The organism is Kribbella sp. NPDC026596 (assembly GCF_040638415.1).
In the GTDB taxonomy this organism is placed as follows: domain Bacteria; phylum Actinomycetota; class Actinomycetes; order Propionibacteriales; family Kribbellaceae; genus Kribbella.
Window position 1 is genome coordinate 40,867 of the sequence record NZ_JBEZYF010000019.1, and the last position, 23,487, is coordinate 64,353.

A 23,487-nucleotide genomic window follows, 5' to 3' on the forward strand; every position below is an offset into this window, starting at 1 on the left:
TCGCCCACCACCCGCGGCCTCCCAACCCCCCCAGCTGGTGGGTTCACCTACCAGCTGGGGGATTCCATACCGTGATACCGGTGGGGGAACCCACCAGATGAGGCGGGGACGGGTGGGCGTCGGGTGGGTGGTCGTGGTTCCGGGCGGGGGTCAGCGCGCTAGGTACCTGCGGACGTCGTCGGCGACCTGGGCCCGGTTGGGCATGCCGTACTTGCGCAGGATCGCGCTGAGGTGGGTCTTGACCGTGTTCAGGCTGACGCCGAGCTCGGCGGCGAGCTGGTCGTTGTCGAGGCCGTCGACCAGCAGGACCGCGACGCCCTGCTGGGCCTTGGTCAGGCTCGTGTACCGGCGCTCCGGAGCCTCGTCGGTGTCCATCAGCATCTCGATCAGCTCGGACTGGATGTGCTCGGTGGCGTCGACGATCCGGGCCAGGTGAGTCTGTACGGACGCACCCACGTCCGGCTCGTCCATCGCCTCCTCGACCATCTCCCGGATCGACGCGACCCGGTGCGACAGGTACTCCATCACGTGGTCCGACGTCAGCAGGTTCGGCCCGATGTCGCCGGCCGGCAGCCGCCGCAGCGCTTCCCGGTCCTCACCCTCGCGGGTCAGCACCCGTTCGACCAGGCTGCACAGCCACTCGAACGCGCGGATGGCGTTGTCGTCGTAGCTGTTCGACGCGTAGCTCTGCATCGACAGCATGCCGAACAGCTGATCCGGCCCGTCCTTCGTCGGCCGGAAGATCGGTACCGTCACCACGTCCTCCGACCGCCGGACGGCATCACCGAGCGGGACGCCGGCATGCAGCGCGGCACCGCCGTCGTAGGCGAAGCGGTACGTCTGCCGGCGCTTGATCAGCCAGGAGGTCTGGCCGTTCGGGCCGAAGATGTGCGTATCCGGGTCGACGTACCGGCCGTCGTCGTACGCGTAGGGGTAGCGGACCCGGTTGCTGCCCTGCAGGAAGCCGACGAAGAACGCGTCGACACGGGCGATCTTGCCGGCCACCACCCGGACGTAGTCGTACAGCCCGTAGTGGTCGGCACGAAACAGCGCCTCGATCTTGTGGTAGGCCTCGCGCAGGATGATCGCGGTCTCCGCGTCGACCCTCAGCGGGGCACCCCTGTCTCCTTCCACAACGCCGGCTCCCAGAAAACCCAGCTTTTCGTCGATCATTCGACTATGCCGCCAGGCCCCCTGGATTGCCAAGCACCAACGCGCATCAGCCGTCGGCGCACAGCAGTCGCGAGTGGTGGGTTCGGAGTTCCCGAGTCGCCCTCCCAAGCCTCGGTCGAACTCCGCACCACCACCCGCGACCACGATCAGGACGTCTGATTGAGAGCCCCCGCGTCGATCGATCGCACGCCCCCTGCGAGATCCTCGACCCCCCGACAGTTCCTCCTGACGTCCTGCCCCTCCACCCCGCTGACTACACCGTGCCACCGATCACGGACCATGCCTATCGCCCGCCGTATGAGATTGTTGTGTCCTCAATCTCACCCCGGGGATGAGAGACGATGTAGTCGTTTTCGCAAGCGTTTCGGCACGGAATTCGTTGTACGACGGGCTGTTCGGTCACCAACTCGTGTCGAGCGGCTTGCCCTCGGCGTACCCCGCGGCGGTCTGCAGGCCGACTACAGCGCGTTCGTGGAACTCGGCCAGGTTCGCGGCGCCGACGTACGTGCAGGAGCTCCGGATCCCGGAGACGATCGAGTCCAGCAGGTCCTCGACGCTCGGGCGTTCGGGGTCGAGATACATCCGCGCGGTCGAGATGCCCTCGCCGAAGAAACTCTTCCGGGCCCGCTGGAACGGCGTGTCGTCGGTCGTCCGCGACCGGACCGCCCGCGCCGATGCCATCCCGAAACTCTCCTTGTAGATCCGCCCGTTGCTGTCGCGGTGCGGATCCCCCGGCGACTCGTACGTCCCCGCGAACCAGGACCCGATCATCACGCTGGACGCGCCCGCGGCCAGCGCCAGCGCCACATCCCGCGGATGCCGCACGCCGCCGTCCGCCCAGACGTGCTTGCCGAGCTCATGCGCCCGGGTGGCACATTCCAGCACCGCGGAGAACTGCGGACGACCGACCGCGGTCTGCATCCGCGTCGTGCACATCGCCCCTGGCCCGACGCCGACCTTCACGATGTCCGCGCCGGCCGAGATCAGGTCACTGACGCCTTCGGCGGTGACGACGTTGCCAGCCACGATCGGCACGTCGGGCTCGAGACCGCGGACCTGCCCGAGGACCTCGAGCATCCGCTCCTGGTGCCCGTGCGCGGTGTCGATCACGAGGGTGTCGATGCCGACATCGAGCAGCGCCTTCGCCTTCTGCTCGGCGTCCCCGTTGATCCCGATCGCGGCCGCGACTCGGAGCTTGCCGTTCGCATCGAGGGCCGGCTCGTAGAGGGTGGCCCGGAGCGCGCGCTGGCGGGTCAGGATGCCGACGATCGTGCCGTCCGCATCCACCACGGGCGCGAGCCGATGCCGACCGTCGTGCAGCAGGTCGAACGCCGCCTCTGCGTCCATGCCGGCCGGTAACGTCAGCAGCTCGCGGGACATGATCCCGTCCAGCTGAGTGAACCGATCGACACCGGAGCAGTCCGCCTCGGTCACCACGCCGACCGGCCGGCCATGATCCACCACGATCACCGCACCATGACCCCGCTTGGGCAACAGGTTCAGCGCTTCACCGACGGTCCCGGTCGGCGGCAGCACGAGCGCGGTGTCGTGCACAGGGTGCCGTTCCTTGATCCAGGCAACCACCTCGGCCACGACGTCGACCGGGATGTCCTGCGGAATCACCGCCAGCCCGCCACACCGCGCGATCGTCTCCGCCATCCGGCGTCCCGACACCGCTGTCATATTCGCCGCGACGACGGGAATCGACGTCCCAGTGCCGTCAGTCGTCGACAGATCCACGTCCAGCCGCGACGCGACCCCGGACCGATTCGGCACCAGGAACACGTCACTGAAGGTCAGATCCCCCACAGCCTCCCGATCATGATGAAACCGCATGGCACGACCCCTTCCGCCCGATGGGTACCGTCAGCCCGATGAGAACTGTCGTCCGACGAGAACCTCGCCAGCCTGACACGCCCTCATCGGCCCTCACAAGGAACCCAGAAGGAACTCTGGCGGCAAAAGACCGGCTCCCAGGAGGGCGGGAGCCGGTCTTCTACCACGGGGTGGATCAGCGCAGGTCGAAGCGGTCGAGCTCCATGACCTTGGTCCAGGCGGCGACGAAGTCGGATACGAACTTCGCCTTGGCGTCGTCACTCGCGTAGACCTCGGCGACGGCGCGGAGCTCGGAGTTCGAGCCGAAGACCAGGTCGGCGCGGGTGCCGGTCCACTTGACCTCGCCACTCGCGTCGCGGGCCTCGAACGTCTCCTGGCTGTCGTCCGTCGACTTCCACTCCGTGCCCAGGTCGAGCAGGTTCACGAAGAAGTCGTTGGTCAGCGTGCCCGGGTTCTCGGTGAGTACGCCGTACTTCGAGCCGTCGTAGTTCGCGCCCAATACACGCAGACCACCGACCAGGACGGTCAGCTCCGGCGCGCTCAGGGTCAGCAGGTTCGCCTTGTCGAGCAGCAGGTACTCGGCCGGGTACCGGTTGCCCTTGCCGTAGTAGTTCCGGAAACCGTCCGCGGACGGCTCCAGCGCGGCGAACGAGTCGACGTCGGTCTGCTCCAGCGACGCGTCCGTACGGCCCGGGGTGAACGGTACGACGATGTCCTGGCCGGCGTTCTTCGCCGCGACCTCGACACCGACACCGCCGGCCAGCACGATCAGGTCGGCCAGCGAGACCGGCTTCCCGAACGACTGCTGGATCCCTTCGAGCGTGCGCAGCACCTGAGCCAGCTCGTCGGGGTTGTTGACCTCCCAGCCGCTCTGCGGCTGGAGCCGGATCCGCGCGCCGTTCGCACCACCGCGCTTGTCGCTGCCCCGGAAGCTGGACGCCGACGCCCACGCGGTCGAGACCAGCTGCGCCACCGACAGTCCGGAGGCCGCGATCTGCGCCTTCAGCGCGGTGATGTCGTCCGCGCCGACCAGCTCGTGGTCGACGGCCGGGACCGGGTCCTGCCAGATCAGCGTCTCGGTCGGAACCTCCGAGCCGAGGTAGCGCACGATCGGGCCCATGTCACGGTGGGTCAGCTTGAACCAGGCCCGGGCGAACGCGTCCGCGAACTCGTCCGGATTGTCCTTGAAGCGCCGCGAGATCGGCTCGTAGATCGGGTCGAACCGCAGCGCCAGGTCGGTGGTCAGCATGGTCGGCTTCTGCTTCTTGGCCGCGTCGTACGCGTCGGGGATGATCTCCTCGGCGCCCTTGGCCACCCACTGGTTCGCACCGGCCGGGCTCTTGGTCAGCTCCCACTCGTAGCCGAACAGGATCTCGAAGAAGTCGTTGCCCCACTTCGCCGGCGTCCTGGTCCAGGTGACCTCGAGGCCGCTGGTGATCGTGTCAGGGCCCTTGCCGGTGTTGTACGTGTTCCGCCAGCCGAGGCCCTGGTGGTCCAGCGGCGCGCCCTCCGGCTCGGCACCGACGTACTTCTCCGGGTCGGCCGCACCGTGGGTCTTGCCGAACGTGTGACCGCCGGCGATCAGGGCGACGGTCTCCTCGTCGTTCATCGCCATCCGGCCGAAGGTCTCGCGGATGTCGCGGGCCGAGGCGATCGGGTCCGGGTTGCCGTTCGGGCCTTCCGGGTTCACGTAGATGAGACCCATCTGGACCGCACCGAGCGGCTTCTCCAGGTCGCGGTCACCGCTGTACCGCTCGTCGCCGAGCCAGGTGGTCTCGGGACCCCAGTACACGTCATCCTCCGGCTCCCACACGTCCGGGCGGCCACCGGCGTACCCGAAGGTCTTGAAGCCCATGGTCTCCAGCGCCACGTTGCCGGTCAGGATCATCAGGTCGGCCCAGGACAGCTTCTGGCCGTACTTCTTCTTGACCGGCCAGAGCAGCCGGCGGGCCTTGTCCAGGTTCGCGTTGTCGGGCCAGCTGTTCAGCGGCGCGAACCGCTGCTGCCCGGCACCGGCGCCACCGCGGCCGTCGCTGATCCGGTACGTCCCGGCGCTGTGCCAGGCCATCCGGATCATGAACGGGCCGTAGTGCCCGAAGTCGGCCGGCCACCAGTCCTGCGACGTGGTCAGCACCTCGGCGATGTCCGCCTTGACCGCGGCCAGGTCGAGGGTCTTGAACTCCGCGGCGTAGTCGAAGGTCTCGCCCAGCGGGTTCGCCACGGCCGGGTTCTTGGCCAGGATCTTCAGGTTCAGCTGGTTCGGCCACCAGCCACGGTTCGCGTTGCCGCGGGTCGGGTGCGCGCCCTGACCGTGTGCGACCGGGCAGCCGCCTGCCGCCTGCGCGTCTTCCTCGCCGCGGCTCTCTTCGCTACCTTCACCGGGCAGTGGCTCATGGATCTCGGACATCGGATTCCTTCCAGGACTGGACGTTTTCAAAGGAATTCAGGTACGGCGTGCGCAGTCGGCGCAGAGCCCCCAATAGATGACCTCGGCCTCGTCGATGACGAACCCGTGGTCCTCGGACGCGGTCAGGCAGGGCGCGTGCCCGACCGCACAGTCGACATCGGTGATGGCGCCGCACGAGCGGCAGACAGCATGGTGATGGTTGTCCCCCACACGCGACTCGTACCGGGCCACCGAGCCCAACGGCTGGATCCGGCGGACCAGGCCCGCCGCCGTCAGCGTGTGCAGCGAGTCGTACACAGCCTGGTGCGAGACATCGGGAAGTTCGTTGCGTACGGCACCTATCAGCGAGTCCGTGTCGGCGTGCGGATGCGCGTACACCGCGGTGAGCACGGCCACCCGCGGCCGGGTCACCCGCAGCGCGGCCCCGCGCAACAGCTCCTGGAGCTCATCCACCGTCGGCACGTCGAGCAGTCTGCCGCGTATTCTGGAATGAGTCAAGAATAGCTTCCGCGATTCTCATTTTGCGACAGCCTCGGCCCCGGTTGATGCTTGCCTCAGGCACCTACCGCGGGTCTCGATCAGCGGGCCAGGTACCGGCGGACGTCGTGGGCGACCTGGATCCGGCTCTCCATCGCATACTTGCGCAGGATCACGCCGAGGTGCGACTTCACGGTCGGCAGCCGTACGCCGAGCTCCGTCGCCAGCGCCTCGTTGTCGAGCCCGTGCACGAGGAGCAGCGCCACACGCTGCTGAGCGTCGGTGAGCGACAGGAACCGTCGTTCAGGTCCTTCGTCGACCTCGAGCATCATCTCGATCAGCTCCGACTGTGTCTGCTCCGCCGTACGAACGATGCCCTCGAGATACCCGCGCAGCGGCTCGTCCGCGGCGGCCGGCACGTCCAGCGCCTGGTCCGCGAGACCCCGCAGTACGGCGATCCGGTTGGACAGGTACTCCATCACGTGATCGGACGTCAGCAGGTTCGGCGTATCGTCCCCGGCCGGCAAGAGCCTGAGTGCCTCGCGGTCCTCGACTTCCCGGGTCAACACCTTGGCGAGAGCACCGGCGAGCCACTCAAACGCTCGTACGGCGTTGTCGTCGTACACCTCAGCCTGGTAGCTGTAGGTCGCCATCATCCCGAACAGCTGATCGCGACCATCCTTCGTACGCCGGAACATCGGCACGAGAACTGCGTCCTGGGACTGCTTGGTCACGTCACCACACGGAATCCCCGCATTGAGCACGGCCCCGTTGTCATACCCGAACCGATACGTCTGCCGCTTCCGCAGCAACCACGCGGTCGGACCACTCGGCCCGAACGTGTGACTCGACGGGTCGTCGTACTTCCCGTCCTCGTACCCATACGGGTACCGCACCCGGTCCGACCCCTGCAGAAACCCCACAAAGAACGTATCCACCGGCGCCACCTTCGCCGCCACCCCACGCACATAGTCATAAAGCGCGTAGTGATTCCCCCGCGGCAAAGCCTGAATCTTGTGATAAGCCTCCCGCAAAACCAAAGCCGTCCCCGCATCAACCCGAACAGCCACCCCAGCCCCCTCCCCCAGTTCCCCCATGACTATGCCCAGCAATCGCTCAACGTAACAATCCAATCCGAGCCTCCCCCCGCACCGGACGCCGTGGCTACCGGCTGTCACCCCTCGCCGTGAACGATCGCGTCAACCATGGGGGCTCAGATGTCCGACGAGAAGGCGCCGTGGCCAGGCAAGGCCTAAGTCTGGCCACCGATCGGCCTTGAGCACCCACCAACCATTCCCAGGCCCCCGGAATGGTCGGTGGGTTCTCAAAGCCGCGCGACAAGGCTCCAACCCCGATCGCACGTCAGTTGTCGATCAGCGCGCGACGATAGGAGCTCGCGTGCTTCGGGTGGGAGCGGTGCGGGCGAGCGGAGCGAGCGAAGTGGCGCGTGGGTTGGTCTCTGCATGCGAAAGGCCGGTCCGTTGGACCGGCCTTCGTGGTGGGTGGAGCTGAGGGGATTCGAACCCCTGGCCTCTTCGTTGCGAACGAAGCGCGCTACCAACTGCGCCACAGCCCCGAGCTGATCGCTGGTTTCCCGGCGACCGCGAAACTCTAACACGGCTATGGTCGCGCGATAAAACCGAGGTTGTCGAGCGGGTTTCAGTCGCCGACGGCGCGCTTGACCTCGGGCTCCTCGGGCTGCTGGGCAGGCTCCGGGAGCGGTGATCTTTCGGCGGGATCTGTCGTACGCGCGGAGGAGAAGACCTCGTCGTCGGACAGGGAGATGGTGCGGACGGTGCGGTCCGGTGCCTTCTCCTTCATCACGTACGTCGGCAGCGTCACGGGCACCGGGTCCCACAGGCCTTCTGCCGGAACCGCGGGCTTCTCAACCTGAGGCTCCGGGAGCTTGACCTCGATGGTCATCTCCTCGTCCGGAGACGGCGCGGGCTTGCCGGCCGGGCCGCGGTCGTGGCGAGCCTGCTGTAGCGCCCGGCGCTTCGCGGCCTGCCGAGCACGCGACCGGGCCTGGCGCCGCAGCTGCACCCGGGTGAGTACGACGAACGCCACGATCAGCGAACCGGGGATCGCAACGGTCCACCACAGCAGCATCTGCAGACCGGCCAGTGCGACGACCGACAACAGCGAAAGGGTCAGGATCGACAGCACCCGCCGGCGGCGCATAGCGGCCACCCGGCGGGCTCGGTTCGGAACGTACCGCTGCGGCGGCGGCAGGTCGGTCGCCCCATCCAGAGCACCACCAGCAGCACCAGAAGCAACAGGAGCGGCACCCGGAGGACGTACGACGTACCGAGGCCGCGACGGGTCACGCGACAGCACCCGCGCGTCGGCCGATGTCGACACCGGGCGGCGCCGCGCCTCGTCGTTGCGCTTCAGCAGCATCGGGACGAGGTAGGCGGCCCACGCGGCGACGATCGCCACATAGATCAGCCCTGTCGTCCCCATGCGACGACGCTAAGGTGCGGCGAGCTCATGATCAGGTACGTGAGTCGGTGTGTCGCAAGAAGACTCGTGTGACTGATGTGAATAGCGACGCAGGGTGATCAAACCAGTCGCGCTACGAGACCAGGCCCGACCTCTTCGACGTTCAGCGCGAAGATGCGGTGGTCGCGCCAGTCCCCGTCGATGTGCAGGAACCGTGGCCGCTCACCCTCGTACCGAAAGCCGAGCTTCTCGACCACTCGGAGACTTGCCTTGTTCTCCGGGCGGATCGCCACTTCGATCCTGTGCAGCCCGAGGGTGAACCAGCAATGGTCGGCGGCCATCGCGACCGCGGTCGGCACGATGCCACGACCGGCGTACTGCTCGTCGACCCAATAGCCGAGGTTCGCCCAGCGCGCCGAGCCGTAGGTGATCCCGGACACCGTCAGCTGCCCGACCAGCGGCCACTTCGCCCGCGCACCTGCGCCCGCGGCACCGCCGTATGTGATGACGAAAGGCAGCATGCGGCCGTAGCGTGCCTGCCGGTTCCAGTCACGTGCCATGGCGCGGAATGTCCGCGCACCGTCTTCCGCACCGGGTGGCTGGGTCGCGTCCCACGGGCGCAGCCAGCTGACGTTGCGCTGGCGTGCGGCCGCCCATTCACCGCCGTCGCCGGCGCGCAGCGGTCTGAGCGCGACCTGCCCGTGCTGCAGCTCCACGGGCCAGTGCACGATCGCCATCAGTCGGTATCCGTCCGGAGGTGGTCACCGCCGTGCACCTGCTCGACCGCATGGCGCAGCAACGGCTCCAGCACGGCGAGACCGTCCTTCACGCCGCCTCGCGAACCGGGCAGGTTCACGATGACCGTCGTACGCGCGACTCCGGCGAGCCCACGGGACAGGGCGGCCGTCGGTACGCCGTTTGCCACGCCATAGGACCGGATAGCTTCAGCAATGCCAGGGATGACGCGCTCCAGAACCGCAGCCGTCTGCTCCGGCGTTGCATCGGTCGGAGAGATGCCCGTGCCTCCAGTCGTCAGCACCACGTCGTACGACGCCTCGACCGCGGCACGCAACGCATCACCGACAGGCGGACCATCCGGGACGACCTGCGGACCGGACACCTCGAAGCCCCAATCAGACAGGCGCTCGGCGATCAACGGTCCAGTGGTGTCGGTGTAGACGCCGGCGGCCGCGCGGTTCGAGACGCTGACGACAAGGGCTCTCACGGCCGCTCCCAGTGCCCGGTCTTGCCGCCCTCTTTGAGCTCGACGCGAACGTCGGACAGCACGGCTGCCGGGTCGAGTGCCTTCACCATGTCGATGACCGCGAGCCCGGCGACCGCGACGGCGGTGAGCGCCTCCATCTCGACACCGGTGCGGTCGGTGGTCTTCACCTGAGCCTGGATCAGAACGGCGTCGTCCGCGACCTCGAGGTCGACCTTGGCGCCGGTGATCGCGATCGGGTGGCAGAGCGGGACCAGGTCGGGCGTCCGCTTGGCGCCCATGATGCCGGCGATCCGGGCAACGCCGAGTGCGTCGCCCTTCGGTACGCCGTCGCCGCGCAGCGCGGCGACCACCTCGGCCGAGACGAAAACCTTGCCACTGGCAACAGCTCGCCGGACGGAGGTGTCCTTGTCCGACACGTCGACCATCCGCGCCGCCCCGGTCTCGTCGACATGGGTCAGCCCGGGCGAAGCCGGCGTACCAGCGCCGGGGTCCTGCGTCATCCGGTCTCCTCGTCCAGCAGCAAGAGCTCGACCTGATCGCCGGCCCGGACCGCCGTCACGTCCTCGGGCACCACGATCAATGCGTTCGCACGACTCAGCCCGCCGAGCAGGTGTGAGCCGTGCCCGCCGACTGTACTGGCCATCCAGCCCTCGTCGCCGGATCTGGCCGCGGCGCGGACGTACTGGCGCCGCCCGGCAGGTGAGCTGAACCCGTCCAGCGTCACGCCATGGACCGTCGATCGCCGATACGGCATTTGGCCCATCAGCTTGCGCAGCGCCGGCCGCACGAACACCTCGAACGACACGTACGCCGACACCGGGTTGCCGGGCAGCGTGAAGATCGGCACCTCGTCATCGCCGAGCACACCGAACCCCTGCGGCTTGCCCGGCTGCATCGCGACCTGCGGGAAGTCGACCGTACCGAGCTTGGACAGCTCCTCCTTGACCACGTCGTACGCGCCCATGCTCACGCCACCGGTGGTGATCACCAGGTCGGCGCGGACGAGCTGGTCGGACAGCGTGTCCATGATCCGCTTCGGGTCGTCGTCGACGATGCCGACGCGATAGACCACCGCACCGGCATCCCGCGCGGCCGCGGCCATCGTGTAGCTGTTCGAGTCGTAGATCTGCCCCTGGCCCAGCCGGCTCCCGGGCTCCCGCAACTCCGCTCCGGTCGACACCACGACCACTCTGGGACGCGGACGGGCCTTGACCCGCGCCCGGCCGACAGCGGCGAGCACGGCGATCTGGCGCGGCCCAAGCACGGTGTCGCGCTCCAGCACCTGATCTCCCGCTTTCACATCCTCACCGGCCCGCCGCACCGACGCACCAAGCGGCGGCTGCTGGGCGATCCGCACGTTCACTGTGCCACCGTCGGTCCACTCGACCGGTACGACGCTGTCCGCGCCGCGGGGCATCTCCGCACCGGTCATGATCCGCACGCACGTACCTGACGTCACCACGATCGGCTCGCTCCGGCCGGCCCGGAACTCTCCGACCACCGGCAGGCCGATGGGGTTGTCCTGCGTCGCTCCGGCCAGATCCGCGGCCTGCACGGCGTACCCATCCATGGCCGAGTTGTCGAACCCCGGCAGACTGACGCCGGACACGACGTCCTCGCAGAGCACCAGCCCCAACGCCTCCATCAGCGGCTGGTCGAACGCCGGCAGCGCCTTCACCCGCCCCAGCACGACCTCGAGATGCTCATCCACAGTCCGTCTCACGAGCCCGACCCTAATCCACGGATCCGGTGATCCCGCGCTCAGTTCCGGAAGGATGCGTCAAGAATGCCGGGTGAGGGCCTCAGGGTGGTTGCCCCAGGTCATGCGGACGTCGGGGGCGCGCTCCTCGTTCTCCGCACCGTCGGTACGACGTACCTCGACGAAGCCATGTGCTTGGTAGAAGGCCTGCGCACGGAGGTTGGTCTGGAAGGTCCACAAGGCGAGACCGCCCGGCCGGAGATCCTTCGCGAAGTCCACCAGGGTCGACCCGACGCCACGGCCGGCCACGTCCGGGTCGACGTACAGCTGGTCGAGGTCATCGCCGTCCAGCGTCAGCACCGCGACGATCCGGCCGTCGTCGAGCGCGACCCAGGTCTGTGCGTCCGGCAGCAGCACCTCGGCGAACCAGGCCGCCACCTGCTCGGCAGTATGGATCGCCGCGGGCAGCAGCGAGCCCTCCGCGTGCCGCGACCGCCACCACACCGCGGCGGCCTCGCCCGTGTCGTACGGCTCCAGCGGCCTGATCAGCAGGTCGTCCATTCCCCCCGAACCTCCGTCAGCCCTCGAGTACGGCGCCGTCCGGGATCTCCCGGCGCGCACCGGCCGGCGCCTGGAGCTCCACGTCGCCGACCACTACCACATCCTTGCCGAAGGCAACGTCACCGCGCACCTCGAGCCGGTCGGCGCGCACCAGCGACGGCGGGCCGGCCGCGAACCGCGTGTCGAAGTCGGCCAGGATCTTGAAGAACTCCGGGTCGAGCTCGACGTACGGCTCGTCGCCTTCGTGGGTCGTGCTGAGATCGCCAGCCTCGTTCAGCTCGTACACGTCCGACCGCAGTACGAGCAGGTCGTTGGTCGTCTTCACCGGCTTGAACCTGCTGCGGTCCACCAGCACTGCCTGCGCGCCCTCGAAGGTCTCGATCGCGGTCCCCATCCCGGTCTCCAGCTGGATCACCTTGGGCGACGTCGGATCGGCCGGATCGACGGTCTTGCGGTTGACCATGATCGGCAGGCCCAGGATTCCGTCGTGGCCGTCCATCAGCTCGGCCAGCTGGTCCAGGTCGATCCACAGGTTGTTGGTGTTGAACGTCTTGTGCCGGGTGATGTCCTGGAAGTACTTGGTCTCCTCTTCGGCGACCTGCGCGCTGTCCCGCAGGATCAGCCGGCCGTCGGACTTGCGCACCGCCACGTGCCCGCCCTTGCGGTCGGACCGGGTACGCCGGCACACCTCCATGCCGAACGGTACGTCGTGCTCGGCCATCCAGGCCGCGATCCGCGGGTCCGCGGTCGCACCGAGGTTGTCCGCGTTGGAGATGAACGCATGCCGGAAACCGTGTTCCCTCAATGCGTCGAGGGCGCCGGAGGCAACCAATGCGGTGAACAGGTCACCATGACCCGGTGGGCACCAGGCCAGCTCCGGGTCCGGCTCCCACTCGGCCGGCGTCAGCTCGTCGGCGAGCAGCTTCGGCTCCATGTTCTGCAGGAAGTCCAGGGGCAGGCCGTCCACCGCGAGGCCGTCGTACTCGCTCAGGATCTGCAGGGACTCCTCCTTGGTGCGGAAGGAGTTCATCAGCACCAGCGGCAGCGGTACGTCGTACTTGCGCCGGGTGCTCAGGATCTGGCGGGCGATGATGTCGAGGAAGCTCAGTCCGTCCTTGACCTGCAGTGCGGACTTCGGACCGGTCACACCCATCGACGTACCGAGGCCGCCGTTGAGCTTGATCACCACCGTCTCGGCCAGCGCGGCCCGCAGCGCCTCGGGGTCGGTGTCCAGGTGGTCCAGGTGTGGGAGGTCGCCGACCGGCTCGATGTCGTCCTCGCGGATCGTCCCTTGCTGACCCGACTCGAGCAGCTGGTAGTAGTGCGTGAAGACCCGGATCGCGACGTCAGCAGCGCCGGCCGCGCGCATCTTCTCCTGCGCTTGTCTCAGACCTGCCTCACTCATGCACCAACCCTAGGGGACGCCGGGTAATCCCAGTGTTAACCGCGTCACGCTCTCGGCATCGCTCCGTGGATCCTGGTGGGAGCGAGCAGGTGCTCGGCGGGGTGCAGCGCAAGGCGGAGGGCGAGGCTCGGAGTGGGGTTCTCCGTGCCTTGTCCTCCAACGCGGCGATGTGCCCCGCCGAGTGCCGCGCAGCCCCGCCAGGATCCACGGAGCGATGCCTAGGATCAAGGGGTGTTCCCCTCGAAGGCCGCGGCGCGGCAGTACTTCCTCGGTGCCCGCAGAGCCCGGCCGCATGCGGAGGACCTCCTGAGCGGTGCACAGCAGCAGGTACAGGACGTACGCCGGGTGGCTTTGTACGTATCGATGGGTGCGGAGCCGCAGACGGGCGCTCTGATCGACTGGCTGCTGGCAACCGGCCGTGAGGTGCTCCTGCCGATCCTGTACGCCGACAACGACCTGGGCTGGGGTATCGCACCAGGAGCGGCGGACCTGGTACCCGGCCGCCTCGGCCTGTCCGAGCCACCGGTCGATCTGGGATCCGACGCTATCGCCACGGCCGATCTGGTCATCTGCCCAGCTCTGGCCGTCGCCCGCGACGGTGTCCGGCTGGGACGCGGCGGAGGCTCGTACGACCGAGCACTCGCCCGCGTACGACCGGGTACGCCGATCTGGGCCGCGGTGTACGACACGGAGGTCGTCGAAGCGCTTCCGAGCGACGCCCACGACCACCTGGTGGACGCTGCGCTCACCCCAAACCGGTTGATCCCGCTGAGAAGATCGGTGGATGACTGAGACGGCGATCGACGCCGCGGCAGCGGCCGCGCGTGACCTCGGCCTGACCGTGACGGACCCGACAGTCCTGTACGACGCGTTCTCCGTGGTGGTGCACCTCAAGCCGTCGCCCGTGGTCGCCCGCGTGCCGATGAACCTCCCGGACTACCTGATGGACCTGGAGGTCGCCGCCCACCGCCAGCAGCGCGAGTTGGACGTGGCTGCGTGGCTGGTCTCGTACGGCCATCCGGTGGTTGCCCCGAGCCCACTAGTGCCGTTGGAGCCGGTGGAGCGGGACGGGTTCTCCATGACGTTCTGGCAGTACGTCGACCAGTCCGGTGAGGTCGACTACCTCGCCAGCACGACCCGGGCCGCCGAACTGCACGCCATACTCGCGGGCTACCCGAAGGAACTGCCCTGGCTCACGCCACTGCTCGGAGTGCCGTCGGGACTAGCCGCTCTGGAGGCCGTACCCGGATTGCTCGAGCAGGAGGACGTGGACCGAGCCCATGCCGAGTGGAAGGTACTGAAGCCGCTCCTGACGAGCCGGGCCGGCTTCGAGGCGGTCTTCCCGTCGGCGACCATCCAGACGATCCACGGCGACGCACCGTCGTACAACGTCATCCCAACGGCCGACGGAGTCCTGTGGGCCGACTTCGAGGACACGACCCTCGGTCCGATCGAGTGGGACATGGCTGGGTTCGGACCGGACCTCGGCAAGGTGTACGACGAGGCCGCGGCAGCACTCGGGCGTCCACAGCTGGACCAACGCGTGCAGCAGGTGATGGACACGGCACGCGCGTTCCAGATCATGGTGTGCACGCCACTGGTGCCACGGATGCCGGCTCTCGCGGACGGCATCCGGATGTTCGTCGGGCAGTGGCGGACCACGCCGTTCGCTGGTGGACTGGGCTGATGCTGGGCACGTACGTCGACAACGGAGTCCTGTCCGGGCTGGTCTCGCTGGTGAGCCGGGAGGGCTCGACTCGGGTCGAGGTGCTCGGCCAAGTCGAGTTCGACGGTGCGGAGATGCAGCGGGACACCCTGTTCCGGGTGGCATCGTTCACCAAGCCGATCGTCGCGGCCGCGGCGATGATCCTGGTCGACGAGCTCCGGCTCTCCATGGACTCCCCTGTCGCTGACCTGCTGCCGGAACTGGCGCATCCGGTCGTACTGCGGCACCCGGACGGACCACTCGACGACACCGTCCCGGCGGGGCGGCCGATCACTCTGCGGGATCTCCTCACGTTCAGACTCGGGCTTGGCGAGTCCGACAACGCGGCTCTTCGGCAACGCGAGGCGGAGCTGGAGCTGCGGACGTTCGGTCCGCCCGTGCCGCGGACTTCGCTGGAGCCAGACGAGTGGATGCGGCGGCTGGGGATGCTGCCGCTGCAGTTCCAGCCGGGTGAGCGGTGGCTGTACTCAACCGGCTCGCATGTGCTCGGCGTACTGATCGCCCGAGTGACCGGTCAACCGCTGGAGGACTTCCTGCGGGAGCGGATCTTCGAACCGCTGGGGATGCGCGACACCGGGTTCACCGCATCGGATCCGGCCCGGCTGACGACGGCGTACGTCGGTGACGACGTCATGGATACGGCATCAGACAGCCAGTGGCTGGTGCCGCCGTCGTTCCCGGATGCGAGTGGTGGGCTGATCTCGACGGTCGACGACTTCCACGCGTTCGCGCAGATGCTGCTGGCCGGTGGAGACCGAGTGCTGTCGCCTGCCGCGGTGGCGGAGATGACGACAGACCAGCTGACGCCGGCGCAGCGGGCGGCCGCCGTCGACTACCTCGGGCCGGACACCGGCTGGGGCTATGGCCTGTCCGTTGGTGGCGGACGGTACGGCTGGGCCGGTGGTCTGGGCGCGCTCTGGTCGACTACGCCGGCAGATCAGACCATCTCGATTCTGCTGACGCAGCGTGCATTGTGGACTTGGCCCGAGGAGCTGTTCGCCGAGGCTAGTTCTCCGGCTTAGTGATCGTCAGCGCGTGCTTGCGAGCCGCCTCGACCGCTCCCCTGGTGTAGGCCCACTGGAGCGTCTCGCCCTTGAGCCACAGCTCGGTCTGGTCGGTGTAGTTGGACGAGAACGCGTGTCCGGACACACCGGTCAGATTCACCCAGCGGGATTTGTCGAAGTCGGACAGGTCGACCACCATCCGCATCGACGGTGTCGCGGTGACTGTGTAGCCCTCGGACGCGTCCCACGCGGTCGCGTCGACGATCGACGTACCGCCGCCGAGCTCGTAGGGACCGCGGTTGAACAGCCGGTCCACCAGACCGATCCCGGACTTGCCCAGCGTCTGGTTGGTCAGCGTCAGCTTGTGCAGCTTGCCCCACTGCCAGTTCTCGGGTTCACGCGCCATCTTCTGCGTGATCTCGGTCCGCGCGTTGACCAGGGCCTCCCGCAGGATGTCGTCCCGGTTCTCCTTCTGCGGCGTACCGATGTTGTCCCACCAGCCACTGTTCGGCTGGCTGAGCAGCGTGTGGATCACCTCGAACCAGCGCGAGCCGCCGTCCGGCCAGGTGCCCTCGGGGAGCTGATCGTGGAAGGTCAACGCGAGCAGGTTGCGCCAGACGACGTTGAAGTACGCGGCGGCTGCGGAGTCCGGCGGCTGGGTGAAGTCCCAGTTCCGCAGCGTGTCCTGGCCCTGCTTGTCGAACGCGTCCTCGATGCCGATCTGGAGCAGGTACGGCACCAGCATCTCGGCGGCCCGGTTCTTGGTGTCCAACTGGATCGACGCCATCGCGTTCGCATCCAGCTTCCCGGCGGCCTTGATCCGGTCCAGGATCTGCTGCGACCGATAGCCGTAGTCCCAGTCATTGGTCAGGTAGTACTTGTACGTGCCGGGCACCACGGCCTGGTTCGCGGTGACGATGATCCCGTCCGGTGGATCGAACTCACTGGGTAATGCATCGAACGGGATGTAGCCGGTCCAGCGGTACATCGGATCCCAGCCAGGCACGGGCCAGTCACCCCGGCCCTTCCGGCGGATCGGGATCAGTCCGGGCGACTGATAGCCGATGTGCCCGTCGGTGTCGGCGTACACGAGGTTCTGCGAGGGGACCTCGAACTGCGACGCGGCGGCGCGGAACTGGGTCCAATTCTGGGCCCGGTTGATCGCGAAGAGCGCGTCAGCGGTCCGGCCAGGAGTCAGTGCGGTCCATTGCAGCGCGACGCCGTACGCCTGGGGGTACTTGCCCTGCTTGGCGGCGATCTCGCCGACTTCGCGCTGATCCTCGCCGACATCGGAGATGAGCGGACCGTGCCGGGTCTCGCGAACGGTGATCTTCACCGGCTTGTCCTGGCCGGCCACCTTGAACGTCTCCTCGCGCGTCGCCATTGCGCGCCACTTGTTGCTGTAGAGGACCTTGTTGCCGTCGATCCGCTCCAAGTACAGGTCCTGGACATCCGGATCCAGGTTGGTGAAGCCCCAGGAGATCGCATTGTTGTGGCCGATCACCACACCGGGCAGGCCGGAGAAGCTGAAGCCGGACACGTCGAACGGGCAGCTCTTGCTGAGGCTGTTGCAGTGCAGGCCGACCTGGGTCCAGATACCCGGCATGGTGGCGCCGAGGTGCGGGTCGTTGGCCAGCAGGGGCTTGCCGGTGGTGGTGTGGTCGCCCGAGACGACCCAGGAGTTCGAGCCGATGCCATCCCCCTGGCCGAGCAGCTCAGGCAGGCCCTTGGCCACCTTCTGGACGGAGTCGAGGGACTTCAGGAAGTCCTGCGTCAGCATCCCGCGACGGGCCTCGGGGGCGATCGGCGAGGTGGTGAACTTGCCGTCCTGACCGACCGAGCCGGAGGCCATGATCGGGTCGTTCCGGTCGTACGGGTACTGCGGGTAGAGGCTCTCGATGTTGCGGGACGGGAACGCCGCGAGCAGCTTGGTCCGGGTGATCTCCTCGTCCATGTTGCCGCCGAGGTCCCACGCCATCGCCTTCAGCCAGGCCAGTGAGTCCGCCGCCGTCCACGGCTCCGGGCGGTAGTCGGTGCCCTTGAGTGACAGCACGGCGTACTCGAGGCTGAGACCGGATCCGCTGTGGTTGGACAGGTATTCGTTCACACCGCGGGCGTAGTCGTCCAGATACTGCCGGGTGGACGGGCTGAGCAGGCCCAGCTCCTTCTCCGCGACCCGGCGCCAGCCGAGCGTGCGGACGAACTTGTCCGTCTCCAGTGCGTCCGCGCCGAACAGTTCGCTCAGCCTGCCCGCGGTGACGTGCCGGCGGAAGTCCATCTCGAAGAACCGGTCCTGTGCGGCCACGTAGCCCTGCGCCGCGAACAGGTCCGACGGTGTGTCCGCGTAGATCTGCGGGATGCCGTTGGCGTCCCGGACGACGTTGACATCGCCGTCCAGACCGGTCAGCTCGATCGTTCCGTCGTACGTCGGGAACGAGTGGCGGACGACGAAAACGACGGTTCCCGCGATCACCAGGAGGACCGTGGCGAGGGCGATTCCGCTGATGATGACGACTCGAAGCAGGCGACGCACGGACCCAACCGTAGAGAATCACCCTGGATGCCCCAAATGGGGTCCCTCACAACTTTGCGTTGCTCTGCGTTCCAGAAGCATGAACGCAGAGTTGGAGTACCTCCCTGTACCGGGTGCCGAGCTGGACCGGATTCGCTGCAACGGCCATGACGATTTCGGGAACGCTGTCGTTTCCCTTATCGCCGGCGGCGGTGAGCCGCTGCGGTGCTGCCTGACGATCGCACCGGCCGGTGACCAGATCGCACTGGTGTCGCACCGGCCGATGACTGCCGGCGGGCCGTACGCCGAGATCGGTCCGGTGTTCGTCCACACGTCTGAGTGCCCGGTGCCGGCCCCGGACGTCTTCCCGATGGACTTCCGGGACCGGCGGGCCGTACTGCGCCCGTACGACGCCTCTGGCCAGATGCTGGACGGAGTTGTCGCAGAGCCTGGGACGAGCGAGACAGAGCTCAAACGACTGTTCGAGGACCCGGCTGTGGACACGGTCCAGGTGCGCAATGTGGTCGCCGGGTGCTGGAACTTCACAGTGCGCCGCCACGGCTGAGTTGGAATACTTCGGGCCGCTGGCGCATTATTAGCAGTCGAGTAGTAGGAGTGCCAGCGGCCTGAAGGGACCCAACCGTGCCGACGTACCAGTACCAGTGCACTGACTGTGGCGAAGCCCTCGAGGTGCGCCAGAGCTTCACCGACGACGCGCTGACCGTGTGCCCGAACTGCCAGGGCAGCCTGCGCAAGGTCTTCAACGCCGTGGGCGTCGTGTTCAAGGGTTCCGGTTTCTACCGCAACGACAGCCGGTCGACGGGCAAGAGCTCGGTGCCGGCGAAGGCCGAGTCGTCCTCGTCGTCTTCCTCGAGCACTTCTTCGTCGGACTCTTCCTCGTCTTCGGCCTCATCGAAGTCTTCCAGCGGCTCGTCCTCGAGCGGTTCTTCGTCGACTTCCGGGACCAACACCAGCGCTGCCTGACCGCCCCTGTGGATAACTGAGGGGTGGGTGCCGGAGAAACTCGTACTTTCTCTGCCATGAGAACCCCTTCCGTGTTTCGAGACCTGCTCCGCGCCGCTCGCTGGCATCGTCGGCTCCTGGCCGGCATCGCCGCTGCGGCCGCCGTGTACTTCGGGCTCGTCGCCCTGTCCCCGGCCCCTCCACCGACCGTCGCCGTGCTGGCCGCTGCGCGCGACCTCGCGGGCGGAGCCGTGCCCGCAAGCGGCGATCTACGGACCATCGGCCTGCCTCCCGGCTCTGTGCCCGACGGTGCGCTCAGACCTGGCGCGGACCTGACCGCGCGTGTGCTCAGCGGTCCCGTCAGATCCGGCGAGCCACTCACCGACGCCAGATTCCTGGCCCCGGCCGCGGTGCCGGCGGGGTCGCTCGCCTATCCGTTCCGGATCGACGATGCCGATATCAGCGCACTCCTCCGCGTCGGCGACCACATCAACCTGTACGCCGCGACCAGTACGCCGACCGACACCGGGATCCTGCTCGCCCGAGCCGTCCGCGTCGTCGCCCTCCCAACCCCGCGTACGTCGGCCGCCGGCGCCCTGATCGTGGTCGCGACGACGCCCGAGGTCGCGACCAGACTGGCTCAGGCCACAACGAACTCCAGAATCACGGTGGCATTGACACCGGACACGAGCTGATCACTCACCGGACATCCGGCAACACGATGGGTGGCCCTGCGGCGCGGTCCCTCGCTCTGGCAGTCCTGCGGTCCTACCTTGACTCGGGTAATTACCACCCGCTTCGTGGAGGACCCCACATGCTCAAGGGCTTCAAGGAATTCATCATGCGCGGCAACGTCGTCGACCTCGCGGTCGCCGTCGTCATCGGCGCTGCGTTCGGCAAGATCGTCACCGCACTCGTAGACGGCCTGATCAACCCGCTGATCGCGGCCATCTTCGGCAAGACCGATCTCAGCAAGGTCTGGTCGTTCGAGATCAACAACGCGGTCTTCTCGATCGGCCTGATCCTGGACGCGGCGCTGAACTTCCTCTGCGTCGCGGCCGCCATCTACTTCCTGATCGTGATGCCGCTGAACAAACTCGCCGAGCGCCGGGCCCGCGGCCAGGAGCCGGAGCCGGACCCGCTGACCACCGAGCAGGAACTGCTGACCGAGATCCGCGACCTGCTCCGCACCCGTCAGGTCTGATTCGAAGGAGTGGGTAGGCGCACCAATCTCAGCCCCTGAGCTCGCCAAGCGCCTGCCTGCTCCCGTTCGGACTGTTCACCCCGCGAAGCGCAGCCAGCGGTACGCGACGGGCTGACCCTCGTTCCACTCGTCCATCAGGCCGGCCGGGACGTCGACGAACCCAGTGCGGTGGTAGGTGCGGATCGCGACCGCATTCTCTGGCCGGACCCGCAGGAAGACCTCTGAGTACCCGGCGGCCAACGCCGGCCCGAGCAAGGCGCGCACCAGCTCCAAGCCGATCCCTCGGCCGCGGACCTTCGGATCCACGATGATCCGGGCCAGCTCGACCTCGTCCTCCTCGTCGTCCAGCCACACCTCGCCGTACCCGACCGCCCGATCACCGTCGAACAGCAGATAGGAGTGGATGTCGGACTCGACCTTGCGCCACGTCGCCTTCACTTCCTCCGGGAACGGGTACGCGACCCGCCCCGACAGCAATGCCACTTCCTTCGCGTCCACGGCCCATCCTGCGACCAGGACGGCGTACTCGTCGGAAAACCCCCGGAGCTCCACGACCACATCCCCCTCAGTTCACGAACTCGACAATCGTTCGCGCCAACTGATCCAGGTATGGCGGGAAGCCGGGCGTCGGCGGTTCCGGACACCCGGCCAGCTCCCGACTCCCCCGGATCGACCGCAAGAGCACGTCGACCGTCTTCCGCTGGTGAGCTGGATTCTCCGGGACCGACGGCACGATCGCCACCGGAATTCGTGCCAGCACGGTCAGAGCGGCATCGAGCACGCCCCGCAACGTCCCGCCGGCGAGCAACCGGTCGGCGACTTCCGGCGGGCAGTCACGCTCGATCAGACCGGCCCGGGTTCGCGCGTTGACGGCGCCGTCGTCACCGGTCGCCGGCCAGGCGAGCACGAGCCGATCGACCACGTCCGGAAAGGCCAACGCCAGCAGGACTGCCACGGTGCACCCATTGGATGCCCCAACGATCGTGACCGGTTCGGCGCGGTTCGCCAGAAGTTCACCCAGTGCTGCTAGCTCGACGTCCCACCCACTCGCTCGCCGCGGCCTGTCGGGCGCGAGCACATCCAGTCCGTACGACGTGAGTTCTTTCACGATCCCCGTCGTACGCCAGAAGGCTTCCGCGTCCATGGCCTCCCAGAGGCCGCCGTGGACGAGGACCACGGACGCGCTCATCCGTGGTGGGGAGGGACCTCGTTGAGGATGCGATCGTCGTCGTCGGTGCCGAAGTCGTTATCGCCCCAGGTCCGCGGGTCGTCGTCGCGGGTCTGCTCGGGCAGCAGCGGCTCGTCGTCTTCGTACGGGCTCGTCATGGTTCCAGGTTACCGAGTCGCCGAGGCTCTCCGGGACCGATTTCGCCCCGGACCACGCCCGGTGGCAGTTGCGGCCCGATCGCGGCCTCCATGAGCGGTGCGATTCCGGGTTCGCCTTGCCAGCGGTCGTTTCCGAGCACACACCAGGAGGTCAGTACGGACAGTGTCGGTGTGGCCAGTCCGGCCAGGCGCAGCGGCTCCGCGTTCTGGAAGGCGAACGTGATCATCCAGTTCGCCGGATCGGGGTAGAACTCCTGCACAGCGCTGTAGTAGAAGCTCATCCAGCCGCGCCTCGGCAGGTGACACAGCAGGCGGTAGTTGGTCGCGACCGTCGGGACCTCCTGGAGGTCACGCCACATCAGCTCCATGTTCCGCGTCGCCGCGGCCTTCCGGCTCGCGTTCACCGCGGCGTTCGCGGCCATCATCCCCAGCACCAGTGCCGGCTTGCCGATGAACAGGCCACCGCTCTGGGTGTAGCGGCCGCTGCCGCCGTACAGGCGCGCGTACTGCGTGGGGGTGTTCACGTACGCGACCTCGCCCGGCTCGAGGACGAGGCCGTAGATCGTCAGCGGCTGTGGAGCGTTGCCGCCGATCAGCCATCGTGCCCAGTCGATGCCGAGCTGCCACTCGTCGCGCTCGCGCTGCTGCGTCGCGGCAGCCTCATCCTTCTTCCGGCCCACGGCACAGCATCGTAATCGCCCACCCGGCCCACGGCCGCTCCGCGCGGGTCGCCCGTACGTCGCCCGCTTCGGGAGGCGCTTGTCGGGCCGACCAGTGCGTGCACGTTACAGGTCGGCCTCGGTTGCCGCACGATCCGGCGACGTGACCGGAACGACGCGCCGCCGTGATCTTCTGGCACGCGCGACGTGACCCTGGTCGACCATCATGGGTGACCTTGCCCAACCCGGAAGGACCGAGTCGTGAGTGCATTACGGACACGGGGCCTGATCGGTGCGACGCTCGTCGTGGCTGTGCTCGGACTTACCGCCGCCTGCGGTTACGAGAACGCCACGTCCCCGCCCGCCGCCCAGCCCACTGATACGCCGACCACCCCCGGCACCCGCAGCCAGTCGCCCACCTCCGGCGGCACCCCGAGCATGGACTGTCCCGACAACATCGCTGCCGTCCGCGCCGCCACCGACAAGGTGGTCTGGGGCCAGGGCGCGGCGACCTCGTTGTTCCAGCCGGTCAGTGTGACCATCTGCCAGTTCGACGCGCAGGCCTCCGGGCAGGACTACGCGACCGTGACGACCAAACGCACCGCGAAGCAGGCGACCGACCTGTTCGCACTGGTGAACGCACCGAAGCCCGTTGCCAAGAAGCCCGCGATCTGCACCAAGGAGCTCGGCCCGACGTACGTGCTGCGGTTCACCGACAACGATCGCGGCGTGCTGTCGTACACCGTGGAGGCCTTCGGCTGCCGCCGGCTGGTGGCGACCTCCCTGGAGGGCCAGGGCAAGCCCGGCACGCTGCCGGCGCCACGACAGGTGACCCCCGAGCTGATCAAGTCGCTCGGCCTGCGCTGAC

General features: G+C 67.8%; 25 protein-coding genes and 1 tRNA gene. 8 read left to right on the forward strand and 18 right to left on the reverse strand.

The window, feature by feature from the left end:
- Positions 1 to 150: 150 nt before the first annotated feature.
- From AB0E63_RS18015 to AB0E63_RS18075, 13 genes are all read right to left on the reverse strand, one after another.
- A complete protein-coding gene (locus tag AB0E63_RS18015) occupies positions 151 to 1,134 on the reverse strand; it encodes a LuxR C-terminal-related transcriptional regulator (RefSeq protein WP_360366791.1) in 984 nt (327 codons plus the stop codon).
- A gap of 438 nt (positions 1,135 to 1,572) precedes the next feature.
- Positions 1,573 to 3,009 (reverse strand): GuaB1 family IMP dehydrogenase-related protein, encoded by a 1,437-nt coding sequence (locus AB0E63_RS18020; RefSeq protein ID WP_360366794.1) that lies wholly within the window; start codon positions 3,007 to 3,009, stop codon positions 1,573 to 1,575.
- 175 nt (positions 3,010 to 3,184) lie between these two features.
- Positions 3,185 to 5,416, reverse strand: coding sequence for a catalase/peroxidase HPI (gene katG / locus AB0E63_RS18025; RefSeq protein WP_360366797.1), 2,232 nt, complete (start codon positions 5,414 to 5,416; stop codon positions 3,185 to 3,187).
- A 36-nt stretch (positions 5,417 to 5,452) separates the two neighbouring features.
- Positions 5,453 to 5,878, reverse strand: a complete 426-nt coding sequence (locus AB0E63_RS18030; RefSeq protein WP_360366799.1) for a Fur family transcriptional regulator — start codon at positions 5,876 to 5,878, stop codon at positions 5,453 to 5,455.
- A 116-nt stretch (positions 5,879 to 5,994) separates the two neighbouring features.
- Entirely contained in the window at positions 5,995 to 6,831 is an 837-nt protein-coding gene (locus tag AB0E63_RS18035; RefSeq protein WP_360366802.1) for a LuxR C-terminal-related transcriptional regulator, read from the reverse strand.
- Between the two features lie 565 nt (positions 6,832 to 7,396).
- Positions 7,397 to 7,469, reverse strand: a tRNA-Ala gene (locus tag AB0E63_RS18040).
- Between the two features lie 83 nt (positions 7,470 to 7,552).
- Positions 7,553 to 8,356 carry a hypothetical protein gene (locus tag AB0E63_RS18045; protein WP_360366805.1) on the reverse strand — a complete coding sequence of 268 codons (804 nt, stop codon included), beginning with the start codon at positions 8,354 to 8,356 and terminating at the stop codon, positions 7,553 to 7,555.
- Between the two features lie 98 nt (positions 8,357 to 8,454).
- Positions 8,455 to 9,072, reverse strand: coding sequence for a GNAT family protein (locus AB0E63_RS18050; RefSeq protein ID WP_360366808.1), 618 nt, complete (start codon positions 9,070 to 9,072; stop codon positions 8,455 to 8,457).
- Positions 9,072 to 9,560, reverse strand: coding sequence for a MogA/MoaB family molybdenum cofactor biosynthesis protein (locus AB0E63_RS18055; RefSeq protein ID WP_360366811.1), 489 nt, complete (start codon positions 9,558 to 9,560; stop codon positions 9,072 to 9,074). The genes AB0E63_RS18050 and AB0E63_RS18055 overlap by 1 nt, the downstream gene beginning before the upstream one ends.
- Positions 9,557 to 10,060, reverse strand: a complete 504-nt coding sequence (moaC, locus tag AB0E63_RS18060; RefSeq protein WP_360366814.1) for a cyclic pyranopterin monophosphate synthase MoaC — start codon at positions 10,058 to 10,060, stop codon at positions 9,557 to 9,559. Before moaC ends, AB0E63_RS18055 begins: the two co-directional genes overlap by 4 nt.
- A complete protein-coding gene (glp, locus tag AB0E63_RS18065; protein ID WP_360366817.1) occupies positions 10,057 to 11,283 on the reverse strand; it encodes a gephyrin-like molybdotransferase Glp in 1,227 nt (408 codons plus the stop codon). Before glp ends, moaC begins: the two co-directional genes overlap by 4 nt.
- A 57-nt stretch (positions 11,284 to 11,340) precedes the next feature.
- Positions 11,341 to 11,820 (reverse strand): GNAT family N-acetyltransferase, encoded by a 480-nt coding sequence (locus tag AB0E63_RS18070; protein ID WP_360366820.1) that lies wholly within the window; start codon positions 11,818 to 11,820, stop codon positions 11,341 to 11,343.
- Between the two features lie 16 nt (positions 11,821 to 11,836).
- A complete protein-coding gene (locus AB0E63_RS18075; protein ID WP_360366823.1) occupies positions 11,837 to 13,225 on the reverse strand; it encodes a UTP--glucose-1-phosphate uridylyltransferase in 1,389 nt (462 codons plus the stop codon).
- A 231-nt stretch (positions 13,226 to 13,456) separates the two neighbouring features.
- Between AB0E63_RS18075 and AB0E63_RS18080 the strand changes: the two genes are divergently transcribed.
- From AB0E63_RS18080 to AB0E63_RS18090, 3 genes are read left to right on the forward strand one after another with little or no spacing between them, the layout of a single operon-like run.
- A complete protein-coding gene (locus AB0E63_RS18080; RefSeq protein WP_360366826.1) occupies positions 13,457 to 14,017 on the forward strand; it encodes a 5-formyltetrahydrofolate cyclo-ligase in 561 nt (186 codons plus the stop codon).
- Positions 14,010 to 14,912 carry an aminoglycoside phosphotransferase family protein gene (locus AB0E63_RS18085; protein ID WP_360366829.1) on the forward strand — a complete coding sequence of 301 codons (903 nt, stop codon included), beginning with the start codon at positions 14,010 to 14,012 and terminating at the stop codon, positions 14,910 to 14,912. The genes AB0E63_RS18080 and AB0E63_RS18085 overlap by 8 nt, the downstream gene beginning before the upstream one ends.
- Complete coding sequence (locus tag AB0E63_RS18090; protein ID WP_360366832.1) at positions 14,912 to 15,973, forward strand: serine hydrolase domain-containing protein; 1,062 nt, start codon at positions 14,912 to 14,914, stop codon at positions 15,971 to 15,973. The genes AB0E63_RS18085 and AB0E63_RS18090 overlap by 1 nt, the downstream gene beginning before the upstream one ends.
- On the opposite strand, the gene AB0E63_RS18095 is transcribed toward AB0E63_RS18090, so the two are convergent.
- Complete coding sequence (locus AB0E63_RS18095; protein WP_360366835.1) at positions 15,957 to 18,488, reverse strand: penicillin acylase family protein; 2,532 nt, start codon at positions 18,486 to 18,488, stop codon at positions 15,957 to 15,959. The two genes, AB0E63_RS18090 and AB0E63_RS18095, sit on opposite strands and share 17 nt — an antisense overlap.
- Positions 18,489 to 18,567: 79 nt before the next feature.
- On the opposite strand from AB0E63_RS18095, the gene AB0E63_RS18100 reads away from it, so the two are divergent.
- The 4 genes from AB0E63_RS18100 to mscL all read left to right on the forward strand — a co-directional run bounded on the left by AB0E63_RS18100 (position 18,568) and on the right by mscL (position 20,634).
- A complete protein-coding gene (locus tag AB0E63_RS18100) occupies positions 18,568 to 19,032 on the forward strand; it encodes a DUF1203 domain-containing protein (protein ID WP_360366838.1) in 465 nt (154 codons plus the stop codon).
- Between the two features lie 77 nt (positions 19,033 to 19,109).
- On the forward strand, positions 19,110 to 19,451 hold the full coding sequence (locus AB0E63_RS18105) for an FmdB family zinc ribbon protein (RefSeq protein ID WP_360366841.1): 342 nt from the start codon (positions 19,110 to 19,112) through the stop codon (positions 19,449 to 19,451).
- Positions 19,452 to 19,507: 56 nt separating this feature from the next.
- A complete protein-coding gene (locus tag AB0E63_RS18110) occupies positions 19,508 to 20,125 on the forward strand; it encodes a hypothetical protein (RefSeq protein WP_360366844.1) in 618 nt (205 codons plus the stop codon).
- Positions 20,126 to 20,244: 119 nt separating this feature from the next.
- The gene (gene mscL, locus AB0E63_RS18115; protein ID WP_360366847.1) at positions 20,245 to 20,634 is read left to right on the forward strand and encodes a large conductance mechanosensitive channel protein MscL; all 390 of its coding nucleotides are present in this window, start codon (positions 20,245 to 20,247) and stop codon (positions 20,632 to 20,634) included.
- 75 nt (positions 20,635 to 20,709) lie between these two features.
- Here the strand turns inward: mscL and AB0E63_RS18120 are convergent, their stop codons facing one another.
- Genes AB0E63_RS18120 through AB0E63_RS18135 form a run of 4 tightly spaced genes read right to left on the reverse strand, consistent with a single transcriptional unit; the run spans position 20,710 to position 22,640 of the window.
- Positions 20,710 to 21,186, reverse strand: coding sequence for a GNAT family N-acetyltransferase (locus AB0E63_RS18120; protein WP_360366850.1), 477 nt, complete (start codon positions 21,184 to 21,186; stop codon positions 20,710 to 20,712).
- A 13-nt stretch (positions 21,187 to 21,199) separates the two neighbouring features.
- Positions 21,200 to 21,823 (reverse strand): hypothetical protein, encoded by a 624-nt coding sequence (locus AB0E63_RS18125; protein WP_360366853.1) that lies wholly within the window; start codon positions 21,821 to 21,823, stop codon positions 21,200 to 21,202.
- On the reverse strand, positions 21,820 to 21,960 hold the full coding sequence (locus tag AB0E63_RS18130) for a hypothetical protein (protein WP_355477357.1): 141 nt from the start codon (positions 21,958 to 21,960) through the stop codon (positions 21,820 to 21,822). Before AB0E63_RS18130 ends, AB0E63_RS18125 begins: the two co-directional genes overlap by 4 nt.
- Complete coding sequence (locus AB0E63_RS18135) at positions 21,957 to 22,640, reverse strand: hypothetical protein (RefSeq protein ID WP_360366856.1); 684 nt, start codon at positions 22,638 to 22,640, stop codon at positions 21,957 to 21,959. The genes AB0E63_RS18130 and AB0E63_RS18135 overlap by 4 nt, the downstream gene beginning before the upstream one ends.
- A 240-nt stretch (positions 22,641 to 22,880) precedes the next feature.
- Here AB0E63_RS18135 and AB0E63_RS18140 point away from each other — a divergent pair, with 240 nt between their 5' ends.
- Positions 22,881 to 23,486 carry a hypothetical protein gene (locus AB0E63_RS18140; RefSeq protein WP_360366859.1) on the forward strand — a complete coding sequence of 202 codons (606 nt, stop codon included), beginning with the start codon at positions 22,881 to 22,883 and terminating at the stop codon, positions 23,484 to 23,486.
- Position 23,487: the final 1 nt, after the last annotated feature.

Bases quoted from the DNA above. Each gene is read 5' to 3' on its own strand.
- AB0E63_RS18020 (WP_360366794.1), bottom strand. From the start codon at position 3,009: ATGCGGTTTCATCATGATCGGGAGGCTGTGGGGGATCTGACCTTCAGT.
- katG (WP_360366797.1), bottom strand. From the start codon at position 5,416: ATGTCCGAGATCCATGAGCCACTGCCCGGTGAAGGTAGCGAAGAGAGC.
- AB0E63_RS18045 (WP_360366805.1), bottom strand. From the start codon at position 8,356: ATGGGGACGACAGGGCTGATCTATGTGGCGATCGTCGCCGCGTGGGCC.
- AB0E63_RS18050 (WP_360366808.1), bottom strand. From the start codon at position 9,072: ATGGCGATCGTGCACTGGCCCGTGGAGCTGCAGCACGGGCAGGTCGCG.
- moaC (WP_360366814.1), bottom strand. From the start codon at position 10,060: ATGACGCAGGACCCCGGCGCTGGTACGCCGGCTTCGCCCGGGCTGACC.
- AB0E63_RS18070 (WP_360366820.1), bottom strand. From the start codon at position 11,820: ATGGACGACCTGCTGATCAGGCCGCTGGAGCCGTACGACACGGGCGAG.
- AB0E63_RS18075 (WP_360366823.1), bottom strand. From the start codon at position 13,225: ATGAGTGAGGCAGGTCTGAGACAAGCGCAGGAGAAGATGCGCGCGGCC.
- AB0E63_RS18085 (WP_360366829.1), top strand. From the start codon at position 14,010: ATGACTGAGACGGCGATCGACGCCGCGGCAGCGGCCGCGCGTGACCTC.
- AB0E63_RS18090 (WP_360366832.1), top strand. From the start codon at position 14,912: ATGCTGGGCACGTACGTCGACAACGGAGTCCTGTCCGGGCTGGTCTCG.
- AB0E63_RS18100 (WP_360366838.1), top strand. From the start codon at position 18,568: ATGAACGCAGAGTTGGAGTACCTCCCTGTACCGGGTGCCGAGCTGGAC.
- AB0E63_RS18110 (WP_360366844.1), top strand. From the start codon at position 19,508: ATGAGAACCCCTTCCGTGTTTCGAGACCTGCTCCGCGCCGCTCGCTGG.
- mscL (WP_360366847.1), top strand. From the start codon at position 20,245: ATGCTCAAGGGCTTCAAGGAATTCATCATGCGCGGCAACGTCGTCGAC.
- AB0E63_RS18125 (WP_360366853.1), bottom strand. From the start codon at position 21,823: ATGAGCGCGTCCGTGGTCCTCGTCCACGGCGGCCTCTGGGAGGCCATG.
- AB0E63_RS18130 (WP_355477357.1), bottom strand. From the start codon at position 21,960: ATGACGAGCCCGTACGAAGACGACGAGCCGCTGCTGCCCGAGCAGACC.